Source organism: Streptomyces sp. NPDC002680 (assembly GCF_042889145.1).
Taxonomy (GTDB): Bacteria; Actinomycetota; Actinomycetes; order Streptomycetales; family Streptomycetaceae; genus Streptomyces; species Streptomyces adonidis.
Genome location: NZ_JBIAQP010000003.1, coordinates 92,942 through 105,868, shown reverse-complemented (window position 1 = coordinate 105,868; position 12,927 = coordinate 92,942). Strand labels below are relative to the sequence as shown.

Sequence of the window (12,927 nt, the reverse complement as noted above, 5' to 3'; positions counted from 1 at the left end):
AACTTCAAAAGCGATTTGCGTGATCTCAATAGGGAGATTTCCCGCATTGCTGAAATGCAAACTAACGGTTCCCGTGCCAGCCCTCTCAGTGCCATCTAGGGGCATCCTTCTTTCCCACTCTGCCTTCCACCACGCTCCTACGAGATTTACCTCTTTTCGGTCTGCCGAACCCCGGTCTTTCATAAAGATGGCAAGAGCCAGCACCAGAGACAGTCCACCGAACCAAGCCGGAACGGTTCCCCAATCTGGCTTGAAGGCTAGAATCATAATCCCCCCTCGTAGTAATACTGTGACATAATCCCTTGCTTTTCATTAGAAGGGAATGCTCACCCACTTACCTTTGATCTTCTTCCCGGAACCGATCTGCAGCACGGGGCGAACACGAGTGACGTTCTTTCTTCGGCAATTCTCGATGAGCGGTCCACTAACAAAGAACCAAAAGACCTCGTGAAGCCCATCTAGCTTTTCTGGCCGAGCTGCTGATCCCTCTTCCAAGTTGGCAACATAAATACTCTTATCCGTCCCGTCTTCAATCCACCAGCTAGCAACCTGGCAAGCCCCCCTTCCCGCATTTGACGCAGTGATGAACCCGACATGGGATCTCCCCGTCACAGAACCTACTACTTCCCGAAAATCAATGGATACTTTGACGGCGGCTCCAGACCAACGCCAAGAAGTGAACTGCCAAGCTAGGCTAATTGCGGAAAGCATGAAGGCTGAAATTGCTACCACGGCAGTAGCTGTAGCTGTCCAAGGGATGTTTTGAGCAGTCTGCGACATCACGCACCTCCCGGCGTCTTCGCTTTGGTGTGACCGTGATACCCAGAGATCGTCGATAGTAATCCCGGATGTGGGAGAGCTCGGCACAAGTTACTAAACAACAGAACGAGCCTGCCCCACTTCGGTCCGTACGTGTTCCTACTCGAACCACAACACCGGCAGATCGAGCGATGCAGGCCCGCCGATGAAGGCGTAGGCCGACAATTTGTGCTAGTCAGGGCCAAATCTCAGCCTAGAAGTCACAGCTTCCCTACGCTGAGGGTTCAAGAGACTTATCGCAGCCAACTAAGTGCTTTGGTCGACGACATAAACCCGTAGCGTGGCTGAGGCCGCTGGGGTGCAGCAAGGCACACACGCGCCTAATGGCCGACGCACCCGGCGTCGTGGCTGACTGTCGTCGGCCGAGTCGCGGACGTCCAAGATCCCTCAGCTGCGCCAGAAGACCCGCGCTTCCCAGGCTGGTGCTCTCTGGTGTACTCCATCCACCATTCCCTCTGCCTGACGCTTGGCCGCTCCAGTCGGAGGAAGGTGCACATGAAGGGCATCTCGTCAAAGTGACGTAAAAAGAGCCGCGCGTGCACCCACCTGCACCCCGGTCTGAGATCCTAGAGCCCGATCGAGAGGGGCCGAAGGCATGGAGTGGAAGACCCACGGTGAGCGACAGATCTACACGAACAAGTGGGTGAATCTGTGTCTGGTCGACGTTCAGCAGCCTGACGGGGCCAGGTGGGAGTACCACGTCGTTCGCCTCCGGCACTTGGCCGTGGCCGCCGTGGTCAACGACCGCCAGGAGGTGCTGATGATGTGGCGGCACCGCTTCATCACCGACTCGTGGGCCTGGGAGTTGCCCATGGGCCTGGTCGAGGAGGGCGAGTCTCCTGAAGAGGCGGCGGCTCGTGAAGTCCTGGAGGAGACGGGTTGGCGCCCCGGTCCCATCAAGCCGCTGATCTACGCTGAGCCGGCCAACGGGATCACCGACTCGCAGCACCACGTCTTCCGCGCGGACGGCGCCACTTACGACGGCCCGCCCACGGAGAAGAACGAGTCGGACCGCATCGAGTGGATCCCCCTCAGCGAGGTGCGCGGCATGATCGACCGCCGCGAGATCGTGAGCAGCGGATCCCTCGTAGGCCTCCTCTACGTGCTCATGGACGAAGCGATCCGCTGACCGGTGGGAGGAGTTCCCGTAGTCGTGCCTCGAAGGCCAGGGCTACGGGCTCCCGCCTGTGCGGGGCCAACTGTTCGTAGAACTCCCGGAGATGGCCCGACACTCGCTGGGAGGACACCACCGAGGCGGGCTCCAGAGCTTGAGTGGCGGTGTGGCACGCCTGGGCCAGCTTCCCTTGGTCCAACTGCGTACGGGCCAGCCAGAACGCGTGAAAAGCGCGCCCACGGTGGTTGGTGCTGTTCTCCCGCCGCAGAGCATCCGCGATCAAGGGCTCCGCTGTCGCGACCTCCCCCAGTCGGCCGTGAGCAATGCCGGTGTCCACTATGAGCTTCAGCTCGTCGAAGTAGGTCACCCACGACGGGTCCGGGTCATTCGCCTGGATCTGCTCGAAGTGGCGGTGTGCCTCCCCGATCGCCCGGTGAGTGGAGTCCCGGTTGCCGAGAGTGGCATGGGCGAAGGCCTCGCGCATGGACAGCATCGACATGACACGCGGCGTGGTGCCGATAGCTGGACGGGCCTGATCCTGAGCGGCGGTCACGAGTGCCAGGGAGTCCCCCGGCTTGTCCTGGTACGTAGCCTGCAAGCTCATGCAGGCCAGGACGTTGGCCATGAACGGTCGTCGATCTCCTTGGCCAGTTGCAGGGCCTCGGTGAAGTACGCGCGGGCCTGGCTGTACTGACGGGCGTCGAAGTAGGTCCAGCCGGTGAGGCGCGCCAACTCGGCCGCGATTCCGTACAGGCCGTTCTGGATGGACGGCGGTCGGCTCTCCTTCAACAAGCCCACAACATGCCGAAGCTGACCGACGATGGCCGGCCTCAGAGCCTCGCCGCCGTGCTGGTCGTCCCGCCGCCAGTAGTCCTCGATGGAGGACCGGAACGCTGCAAGTGTGGCTGTGCTGAGGCTCGTTCGAGTGGCCAGAGCCAGGATGCTGTCCACGTCCGGCCCCGGCACAGACGCGGGGGTCTGCTGTGCTGGCTCCGGCGCTTGCGGTGCCTCTCGCTCCGTGACCACGAGAGCCTGGGGTGTTTCCCAGGGGCGACGGGCAAGGCCGAGCATGTGTCCTGGGATGCGCAGGCCGTCCGCGATGCGTTCGACGACGTCCATGTGCAGCAACTGGCGGCGCCCGGCGATCACTTCGCCGACTCGGCTGGGTGTCAGCTCGCATCGCCTGGCGATCATCGACGGGTAGATGCCCGCCCGTACCTTCACCAGTCGGAAGACTCTGCCGAAGTCCCGTACCCGGCACGCGTTGATCATCTCGGGATCGGTGAGGAGCCTGGCAGGCAGTTCCTGCGGCAGGTCGGCGTCGGGCATCGGGCAAGCTCCCACACTGCGAGGGCTACGCAACGTCGCTGATTCTCTACTTCCCGTGATGTTACCCACGTTGGGTAATCAGGTGGACCTTTTGGCACCGGTCCCCGGATCGCGATGCTCCTGTGCATGGCGAGCAACCAGCAGACCAGACCAGGCATCGGTGAACTGGCCAAGGACAGTCCAGGGACCGTATCGGCGTCGTCATGGGCGAGTTCGGGGGCCGTGTGCAGATGCGGCCGATCCGTGGCGGCCTGGAGTGGGATGCCGTACCGGACGACGTGGTGGCGCTCAGCGCGCGGGAGGAACTGAGCGCACGCCTGACCATCAAGAACGGCAACAGCCGGGTCGGGCTGTGATGCGCGCCATCGATCGGTCCCGGTCATCCACGAGCCGAGCTGGGCGATCAGACGAGACGCACATGCCTGCACCACCTCACACCAGGAGACTCACATGACGACAACAGCCAACGATCAGAAGACCGGTCGCGCAGCGGCTGGTGACGAACTGTTCGAGAGCCTCGCCCACTTCGTGGTCATCCACAACGGGCAGCCGCCCGAGCGCGCCGAGCGGATCGCGGACCAGGCTGTCGCGTTCCTCGTCACGGCGGCCACCGCCACCGTGCCCATGGTCCCGTCCGACGACGTGGACCTCGGCCTCCACGCGCTCATCCTGCACACGAAGGAGTACGCCAGGCTCTGCGAGCGGTACGCGGGCCGCTTCCTCCACCACAACCCGAAGCCCGGCGGAGGAACCCGCGACCCGGAGACGGTCGCCGCCTCGGCACGCGCCATGAAGGCGGCCGGGTTCATGGTCTTCGACGACCTGTGGACCGTGAACGGCGTGAATCTCGCGCAGTGCGACTCGGACTGCGGCCGACCGTACGGTCAGGCGTAGCACACGACAACAGCCACGCGGCCGGCCCGAACTCATGGTCGGCCGCGCTCGCCCGGAAGGAGAAGAGACGTTGCCCGGCTCAGCCCCTGAACTGCCGATCGTGGTGCTCGACGCACTCATGCCCACGACTCAGCGCCTGGTCATCAACCGTCGAGGCCCCACGGTCTGGGAGGTGGAGAGCCACCGGGGCCACTACGCCGTGAAACTCGGCCACCCGGTCCAGGCCACGGCCGACTGGCCCGCCCAACCCTGGACCGCACTCGCGCCCGCACGCGAAGGTGCCGTCCTGCACCGCCTCGGCCACGACGACATCGCCTACGGCGAATGGGAACACGGCACCTGGAACTTCCAGCCGTGGCACGAAGGACCGGACCTGTACCGGCTATGGGAGCGCTGCCGTAAGCCGGACCCGTCCATCGCACCGGACACCAGCGAAGCACTGGAATGCGTCCAGGCACTGGCCGAACTCCACACCAAAGGCTGGGCACACGGTGATGTACAGCCCGCCCACTTCATCATCGGGCCCCAACGAACACACCTCATCGACCTCGCCCTCGCCCGAGGCAGACACGTCCCCGAGGGCTACGACTTCCCCTTCCGCGGCTGCCTCGTCCACTACGAAGCACCGGAGATCGCCCGCAGCGTGCTCGACACCGGGCAAGCCGAACCAACCCAGGAAGCCGACATCTACGCACTCGGCGCCTCACTGCTCATCTCCGCCACAGGCTGGCGGGCGGTCGAGTACCCGGACGACGCCCCGCGCCCCGTACAGAGAGAGGCAGTGGCCAACGGTCGGCGTCGGCCTGTGCAAGTGCCCGGTGAACTAGGCGAATTGGTCGACGCAATGCTCAGCCACGCACCAGGGGATCGCCCCACCATCCACGAGGTGGGCAAAGCCCTGACCTGATGCCTCAAAGGCCTTGCCGGCCGTCATTGAGTTGGAATGGAGAGCGGTTGAAGGCCTGCGCTGGTCGGCTCGCACGAGCCGCACCGGACCAAGGCGGGCGGGGGCGCGGGCGCGGACCGATTCCGCTGGGATGAAGCCCCGGGGCTGCTGGAACCCCGGCTCGCTCCGCAGCCGTAGGCAAGGGTCTCCGCCCGCTCGGCTGCGTTCTACCGGCTCTCCTCGATCGCCGCCCGAAGCAGCCCTACCGCCTCCTCCACCGCACTGTCGGCAAGATTCCCGTACCCCAGGACCAGGCCGTGCTCGGCCCGGGCGTCGGTCGCGTGGTAGGCGGTGAGATCGGCCACGCGCAACGACCGGTCGGCCGCCGCCCTGACCACGGCCTCGGTGTTCACAGTGACGGGCAGCCGGAGGATGAGGTGGAGGCCGGCGGCGATGCCGGAGACCGGGGCGTCGGGGAGCTGGTCGGCCAGGGACCTGACCAGGGCGTCGCGGCGGTCGCGGTAGCGGTGGCGGCAGGCGCGGAGATGGCGGTCGTACGCGCCCGACTCCAGTAGCGCGGCGAAGGCGAGTTGGTCGAGGGTCGGGGGCTGGGTCGCCGTCTGGTCGGTCTCGTGGAGGAGGGCGGTCCAGCGGGGCGGGGCCACGATCCAGCCGATGCCGAGCGCCGGGGACACGACCTTGCTGAGCGACTTGAACAGGACGACCCGGGACGGATCCATGCCCTGGAGGGCGGCGACCGGACGGCGGTCGTAGCGGAACTCGGCGTCGTAGTCGTCCTCCAGTACGACGCCGTCCACCCGGCGGGCCCAGTGCAGCAGGGCCGCGCGTCGCTCGGGGACGAGCACGCTGCCCAGCGGGAACTGATGCGCCGGAGTCGTCAGTACGGCACGGAGGTCGGCCTGTGCTGCGAGGTCCTCGACGTGTACGCCGCCGTCGTCCGTCGGGATCGGCACCGCACGCAGACCCGCGGCGGAGATCACCTCGCGCAGCCGTGTCCAGCCGGGCTCCTCGCAGCCGACGGCGGTGATGCCCTGGGCGCGCAGGGTCTGGCAGACGCGCCGTACGCCGTCGGTCACGCTCGTGCATACCGTCACGTCCTGCGGACCGGCCACGACACCCCGGGAGCGGCCCAGGTACTCGGCGAGCAGCCGCCGCAGCCGGGGGTGGCCGCCGGGCGGCGGATAGCCGAACTCCGTGAACTCGGCGGTCGTCACCTGGGCGCGGACCGCGTCGGCCCACCGGCGGCGCGGGAACGCGCGCAGGTCCGGCAGCCCGGGCGCCAGGTCGAAGCGGGGCAGGGGTGTCTGCCCTGCGGCGGGCCTCCGCTCGTCGGCGTCCGCCGCGTTTGACCAGCGCACCCGGGTCGCGGAGCCCGTCCGCGCCTCCAGATACCCCTCGGCGACGAGCTGCCCGTACGCCTCCGTCACCGCCCAGCGCGAGCAGCCGAGGTCGGCCGCCAGCTGCCGACTGGGCGGCAACGCCGTACCGACCTCGATCCGCCCGTCCCGGATCGCCGCCCGCAGCGCCCGTTTCACCCGCTCGTGCAGCGGCCCGTCGCCGGAGCCGCCCAGGTGGAGCAGGAGATCCCCGGCCAGATTGGTCCGCGAATTGGTCTGTGATACCCGCATGCCATTGGACGGTACCAGCGAGCCATTTCTGGCTACCTTCGACTGCGTACGAGAGCGACAAGTGACACGAGCAGCCGAGAAGTGAGGAGCCAGTCGTGGCTTTCGCGAGGCATACGATGCCGACCCAGCCCCATCCCGTTTTCCTCGGGGTGTTCGCCGAGTGGCACGCCAAGGCCGGTGCCATGTCGGCCCTGCCGGACGCGCCCGTCGTCCCGGACGAACCCCGGCGGCGGCCGCTCGTGTGGTGGTGGCTGCGCGCCCGGGAGATCGACTGGCCGAGGCTGGGGCAACCGCTCCGCCGTCGGTCCCGAGCAGCGCGTCGATCTCCCGCATCTGGGTCGTCGTGAGTGGCCCGTGCTCTGGTCGGCACCCCGGTGCTGGGTCAGGAGATGCTGACGCTTCGGGTGCATGCGGCCTTCGAAGAGGGTAGGTACGAGGACGCGCGAGCGGAGCGCGACGAACTGGTGCTCGACGAACTGAGGCTCACTCACCGGGACCACATCAGGCTCGACACGCCGCACAGCCGGATGCTGATCCAGGAGAGCCACACGGAACAGGGCACCGGTCGGCTGCGGGACTCGTCGAGCGGGCCCAGCAGACGCCGGACATCGACCTGGCCGCCAAGGTCTGGCGAACTCTGGCGGAGACCCCCAACCACAGTGAGGTGGACGAGGTGGACGAGGTGGACGAGGCGGACATGGCTCGCGGCAGCGCCCGATCGGGGAAACGGCTCGAAGTCGTCCAGTGGGCCACCGGCAACATAGGCACCGGCGCGCTGCGGGCGGTACTCGGCCACCCCGGCCTCTCCCTGGCCGGGGTCTACGCCCACTCACCGGAGAAGGCGGGTCAGGACGCGGGCACCCTGTGCGGAGCTGCCCCCACCGGCATCAAGGCGACCCACGACATCGAGGAGATCCTGTCCCTCGACGCCGACTGCGTGCTCTACATGCCACGCGCCTGCGACATGGACGAGGTCTGCCGAATCCTGGAGTCGGGCGCGAACGTCGTGACGACCCGGGGCGAGTTCCACCACCCCCCGAGCATGGACAAGGCGGTACGGGAACGGATCGAGGCCGCCTGCGCACGGGGCGGCACCTCGATCCACAGCACGGGCAGCAGCCCCGGCTTCATCACGGAGGCGGTCCCGCTGGTCCTGGCGTCGATCCAGCGCCGCCTCGACCACTTGTCGATCCACGAGTACGCGGACCTGTCGCGCCGCGACTCACCGGGGATGCTGTTCGACGTCATGGGGTTCGGCAGCGCCCCCGCGGACTTCGACGAGGCCCGGCTGTCCCACGTACGCGACAGCTTCGGCCCCTCGCTCCGCCTGCTCGGGGACGCCCTCGGCCTCCCGCTCGACTCGGTCGTCGCGTCGGGCGAGGTCGCGACGGCTCCCCGCCCGACGACGATCGCCGCCGGCACGCTGCCGCCGGGCACGGTGGCGGCCCAACGGATGACGGTCTCGGGCCTGAGGAACGGCGAGGAACTCCTCCGCTTCCAGGCCACGTGGTACTGCACGACCGACCTGGACCCCGCCTGGGACATCCGCCCCACAGGCTGGCACCTCTCGGTCGAGGGCGACGCCCCCCTCGACATCGACATGCGCCTGGCGGTCCCCCTGGAACGGATGGCATCGACGACCCCCGGCTACACCGCGAACCGCGCCGTCAACGCGGTCCCGGCGGTGTGCGCGGCGGCACCGGGGATCCGGACGACGGTGGATCTGCCGGGGTTCACTGCGATGTTGGGGTGAGGAGAGGTGGCCGGGGACGGGTGGGGCCGTGGCGTTGGCGGTGCAGCCAGGTGTAGTCGGGTGCGGTCAGCGGAGCCGGTAGGAAAAGCGCGACGGCGGAGCCGGGGATCAGCGCTTCTTCTTCGTCTTCCGCTGCTGTACGTGGGGCCCACTCGCCCAGTTGGGTCCGCGGCCTCCGCCGGACACCCCTAACCCAGCGGCGCGCGACTCACCCGTATCTTCGACTGCCCGTGCGGGCGTTCCTCCCAGTCCTCCATGAAGCGGGCGTGCAGGCCGTGGCGGCGGGCGAGGGTGAGGAGGGTTTCGGTCCGGTAGTAGAAGTCCTCGCGCAGGACCTGGTGTTCGGTGCCCTCGGTGCGGTCGAAGGTGAAGTCGAAGAACCCGGTGTCGGTCAGCACCCGACCGACATGGCTCAGGCACTCCTCGATGACCTCCGGCGGCGAGTGCGAGAAGACGCTGTGCGCGTGGACGACGTCGAAGTGGTCGCCCGGCAGGAAGTCCAGGGTGAGATCGCCCGTGATGGTGAGGTGCGGCAGCTTGTCCTGGAGGCCGCGCTCCGTGAGTGTCTTCTTGGCGGCGACCAGGATGTCGGGCGAGATGTCGATGCCGTAGTAGTGCCCGGTGTCGAGGTGCTCGATGAAGCGCCAGCCGCCGCGCAGATTGCCGCAGCCGATGTCGAGCATGCGGTGCTCGGGGCGCAGCCCGTGCTCGACGAGGTAGTCGAACTGCATCCGCCCGAGCGCCAGCCAGCGGTCATGGGTCCGGCTGCCGACCGCGGCCTCCGGATCGCGGGCCGTGTCGGCGGCCATCACGGCCCGGTAGTAACCGACGTGGTCCGGGTGCTTCAGCCGCAGCCAGGCGTCCCGGCCCGCGCGGCGCAGGTACGGGGCGACCCGGCCGGGGTTGCGCAGGGCGTAGCCGACCTTGTGGGTGAGGGCGGCTCGGTTGCCGCGCAGGTTCTTGGGCTTCTTGGGCTTCTTCGGTTTCTTCGGCGACCTGGTGTCGGCGGGCATGGTGACGCGACCTCCGTACCGAGGAGCTCCGGGGAGGAGCTTTGAGGAGCTTCGTACCAAGGACCTCCGTAACAGGGTCGGCGCCGGGTGACGGGATGACAACCGGGGGGTGGGGTGGTATCCGGTGGCGCCGAACCGCCCGCCCGCGTACCGCCGAACCGCCGAACCGTCCGTTCACCTACCGCCGTACAACGTCTTCGCGTCGGCGTGAGTCTGATGGGGCGGGATGGGACGGAACATCGCCGGCTCACTTACGGGGAGAACACATGGGGGCGGGACGTTTGAGACTGAGACGCACGACCGCGCGTACGGCGCCGGGAAGAGGTCGGTCGAGGGCCGGGGCGGTCTCGGCCGCGGCAGCCCTGGCGATGACGGCCGGGCTGCTGCAGTGGACAGCGCTGCCGGCCGGCGCGGCGGACGCCGGAGACATGCCGACCGTCACGCTGACCGGCGCGCACCGGACGGCACCGCGGCAGGCGTTCCTCGCCACGGCGGACGACTCCGGGTACCTGTCCGTGCCGAAGCCGAGCGTGAGCGGCTCCTCGGCGGCGTGGGTCGGCCGGGACGGCTCGACCAGGGAGTATCCGCGCCGCTCGCACGCGTACGCCTACAACGGCGGCCTCGGTCTGGAACTGGCCGAGGGGACACAGAACGTGTACCTGATCCGGAACTACGCCACCGGCGCGGCGACACGGTTCTACGTACCGACCGGCGACCGGGCCACCTCCGTCTTCGCCGAGAACCGCCTGCTGGTCGCCCGCCCGGTGGGCGGCGGGAAGTGGACGCTCTACCTGCTGGAGATACCGGCGGGCGGCGGCCAGCCGGTCGAACGGCCGGTGACCGGCGTCGCGGACGACTTCGGCGGGTACGCCCCCGTGTCGGCGTCGGACACGCGTGGGGCCGCGTTCACCTACACCCCCGACAGCGACCACGACGGCGACGCCGACGACAACGCCGCCGGACGTACCGCGGTGCTCGACTTCGACACCGCCGCGCTGACGTACGTGCCGAGCGACGACTTCCGTTTCCTGTCGAGCCCCCGTCTGACCGGCGACAACGTGGTCTTCTACGCTTCCGGCAAGGACCTCCGGTCGTACCTGTACGTCATCGACCGCGAGCATCCGCAGGCCCCCGGTCACCTGGTCGACGTCCCGGAATCCGCCCTCCACGAGGCCCGCGTGATCGGCGACTGGGTCCTGTACCCCGACGACACCGGCAAGAACGCGATCCGCGCCGTACCGCTGACCGGCGGCGGCGCGACGCGGACGCTGCTGACCGCCTCGACCGGAGACTTCGCCGACGGCGACGACGGCACTTCCTACATCGAGGGCGGCACGGACGCGGAGCACTGGGCGGTCCAGCACATCACCCTCGGCACGGACGGGACCCCGGCCGTCGAGCCGTCGGTGCCGCTGCCCGCGGTCTCGGTGTACGAGGCCGGCGGCGTCGCGGTCGACCAGGGCCGGGTGCTGCTCGGAACCGAGAAGGCGGCCGCGCCCAACCCGGCCGCAGGCACCGATCTCACCGCCTCGGCGCTCTCCCTGGCGGTCGACGGCACACTGACCGCCGCACCACCGGAGAACCTGGGCGACCTCGGGTACGACGTGGACGACCCCGCGTACACCTACCACGTCGACTGCTACGAGGAGTGCCTGCAGCTCGTCGGCACGGGGGAGAGCAAGGTCTCCCACCCCGAGTACATGGTGTCGCGTGTCGAGGCGGCGTCCGGTTCGTACTCCGTGGTCCGCACGATCCAGGGCAAGCAGGAGGTGCGGGACGGCAGCAAGGTCCTGGCCACCGGCTCCTGGCCGGCCACCGCCCTGTGGGGGAACACCCTGTGGACGACCGGGGCCGACGCGAACGGCGCGACCTGGTTCAACAGGTACGCGCTGCCGTCGATGCGGAAGCTGGAAAGCATCCCGCTCGCCGCCTGCCTCCCGACCGAACTGCAGGTGGTGGGCCGGTACGTCTACTGGTCCTGCGGGCCGGACGAACAAGCGGGCGTCTACGACCAGCAGCGAGCCGCGGTGCAGGACGTACCGCGGGGCTACGCGCAGCTCGGCGACGGCTACCTGGTCTCCCAGGACGACGAGGCCGACAAACTCCTGATCACGTACCTGCGGGGCGCGGTCCCCGCCGACAAGGCCGGCACCGAGGAACTCGGCCCGCTCCCGTCCCCGCGCTACGCTCCCGCCGACCGCCGCGGCCGGTACTGGAACGTGGACCGCTTCGGCGGCCCGGTCGCCTACCAGACGGCGTCCGGTGACGTGACGGTGAAGTGGCCGCAGGTGATCACGTCCCCGCTGACAGCGACGGACGCGACCGTCCCGACCTCCGTGGAGCTGCGCGAGGGCGGCAACTTCGAGGGCGTCTGGCACCTGAACAGGCCGACGACGAGCTGGCAGCTGACCGTCGCCACCTCGGGCGGCACGGTCGTACGGACGATCACTGGCGGCCCGGCACGCGGGAAACTGACGGCGACCTGGGACGGCCGCGCCGAGAACGGGGCGCTGGTCCGCACCGGCACGTACAGGGTGACCCTGAAGGCCCGCACCCCCAGCGAAACGCAGGCGGACACGGGTACGGGTACGGAAACCGAGACGACGATCTACGACAAGCAGCTGCCGGTCCGCTCCCTGGAGCGCCATGACTTCGGCCGGGACGGCATCGGCGACCTGCTCACGTTCGACAGCGCGGGCCGGCTGGCGATCCAGCCCGGCACCGGCCGCGGCACGATCGACACCGCGAAGAAGGCCTTGGCGGGCGGCTGGCCCACGTCGTCGGCGTTCGTCCCGTTCGGCGACCTGAGCGGCGACGCGTGCAACGACCTGCTGGTCCGGAACGCGTCCGGGCAGCTGCTGCGGTACGACGGCACGTGCGGGCGGGCGTTCACGCCGAAGACCCCGCCGCGCCGGGTGATCGGCACGGGCTTCGGCGGCTACAACGTGCTGACGTCCCCGGGCGACCTGACCGGTGACGGCCGGGCGGACCTGATAGCGCGGGACACGTCAGGGGTCCTGTGGCGCTACTCGGCCGACGGCAAGGGTGGCCTGTCGGCGCGGGTCAAGCTGGTCGGGGGCCAGGGCGGCTACACCCGCCTGGTGGGCGCGGGGGACCTGAATGCCGACGGCATCGGCGACATGGTCGGCCTGGACAGCGCGGGCGTGCTGTGGCGCTGGCTGGGCAACGGCAAGGGCGCGTTCGGGGCGAGGGTGAGGATCGCGGGCGGCATCAGCGTCAACGCCCTGACGGTCCCCGGCGACCTGACCGGCGACGGCCGCCCGGACCTGCTGGGCCGGGACAGCGCGGGCGCGTTGTGGCGCTGGAACGGTACGGCGGCGGCGACCTTCGGCACGAAGGCCCGGATAGCCACGGGCTGGAGCGGCTACACCGGCCTGTACTGATCCCAACCAATCCCACTCACCCCTGCTACCGGGCCCGACCGCGACTCCCCGCGGCCGGGCCCGGCC

The 12,927-nt window shown here is 68.7% G+C and carries 8 protein-coding genes and 2 pseudogenes; 6 read left to right on the top strand and 4 right to left on the bottom strand.

Features of this window, described 5'->3' with window-relative positions:
• Window positions 1-312: 312 nt before the first annotated feature.
• Window positions 313-780, bottom strand: a complete 468-nt coding sequence (locus tag ACFYXF_RS10110) for a hypothetical protein (RefSeq protein WP_389349090.1) — start codon at window positions 778-780, stop codon at window positions 313-315.
• 634 nt (window positions 781-1,414) lie between these two features.
• Between ACFYXF_RS10110 and ACFYXF_RS10105 the strand changes: the two genes are divergently transcribed.
• Entirely contained in the window at window positions 1,415-1,948 is a 534-nt protein-coding gene (locus tag ACFYXF_RS10105; RefSeq protein WP_053741481.1) for an NUDIX hydrolase, read from the top strand.
• Here ACFYXF_RS10105 and ACFYXF_RS10100 read toward each other — a convergent pair.
• Window positions 1,926-3,262 (bottom strand): annotated as a pseudogene (locus tag ACFYXF_RS10100) (helix-turn-helix domain-containing protein). The gene ACFYXF_RS10105 and the pseudogene ACFYXF_RS10100 sit on opposite strands and share 23 nt — an antisense overlap.
• Before the next feature lie 114 nt (window positions 3,263-3,376).
• Here ACFYXF_RS10100 and ACFYXF_RS10095 point away from each other — a divergent pair.
• The 3 genes and pseudogenes from ACFYXF_RS10095 to ACFYXF_RS10085 all read left to right on the top strand — a co-directional run bounded on the left by ACFYXF_RS10095 (window position 3,377) and on the right by ACFYXF_RS10085 (window position 5,063).
• A pseudogene (locus tag ACFYXF_RS10095) lies at window positions 3,377-3,618 on the top strand (hypothetical protein).
• A 94-nt stretch (window positions 3,619-3,712) separates the two neighbouring features.
• Window positions 3,713-4,156: a glycine-rich domain-containing protein gene (locus ACFYXF_RS10090; RefSeq protein ID WP_389349089.1), complete on the top strand. Its 444-nt coding sequence runs from the start codon at window positions 3,713-3,715 to the stop codon at window positions 4,154-4,156.
• Between the two features lie 70 nt (window positions 4,157-4,226).
• Window positions 4,227-5,063 carry a protein kinase gene (locus ACFYXF_RS10085; protein WP_389349088.1) on the top strand — a complete coding sequence of 279 codons (837 nt, stop codon included), beginning with the start codon at window positions 4,227-4,229 and terminating at the stop codon, window positions 5,061-5,063.
• A 206-nt stretch (window positions 5,064-5,269) separates the two neighbouring features.
• On the opposite strand, the gene ACFYXF_RS10080 is transcribed toward ACFYXF_RS10085, so the two are convergent.
• A complete protein-coding gene (locus ACFYXF_RS10080) occupies window positions 5,270-6,691 on the bottom strand; it encodes a PLP-dependent aminotransferase family protein (protein WP_389349087.1) in 1,422 nt (473 codons plus the stop codon).
• A gap of 664 nt (window positions 6,692-7,355) precedes the next feature.
• On the opposite strand from ACFYXF_RS10080, the gene ACFYXF_RS10075 reads away from it, so the two are divergent.
• Window positions 7,356-8,444 carry a dihydrodipicolinate reductase gene (locus ACFYXF_RS10075; RefSeq protein WP_389349086.1) on the top strand — a complete coding sequence of 363 codons (1,089 nt, stop codon included), beginning with the start codon at window positions 7,356-7,358 and terminating at the stop codon, window positions 8,442-8,444.
• Between the two features lie 188 nt (window positions 8,445-8,632).
• Here ACFYXF_RS10075 and ACFYXF_RS10070 read toward each other — a convergent pair whose 3' ends face one another.
• The gene (locus ACFYXF_RS10070) at window positions 8,633-9,457 is read right to left on the bottom strand and encodes a class I SAM-dependent methyltransferase (protein WP_389349085.1); all 825 of its coding nucleotides are present in this window, start codon (window positions 9,455-9,457) and stop codon (window positions 8,633-8,635) included.
• Between the two features lie 281 nt (window positions 9,458-9,738).
• Between ACFYXF_RS10070 and ACFYXF_RS10065 the strand changes: the two genes are divergently transcribed.
• Window positions 9,739-12,861, top strand: a complete 3,123-nt coding sequence (locus tag ACFYXF_RS10065) for an FG-GAP-like repeat-containing protein (RefSeq protein ID WP_389349084.1) — start codon at window positions 9,739-9,741, stop codon at window positions 12,859-12,861.
• Window positions 12,862-12,927 lie beyond the last annotated feature (66 nt).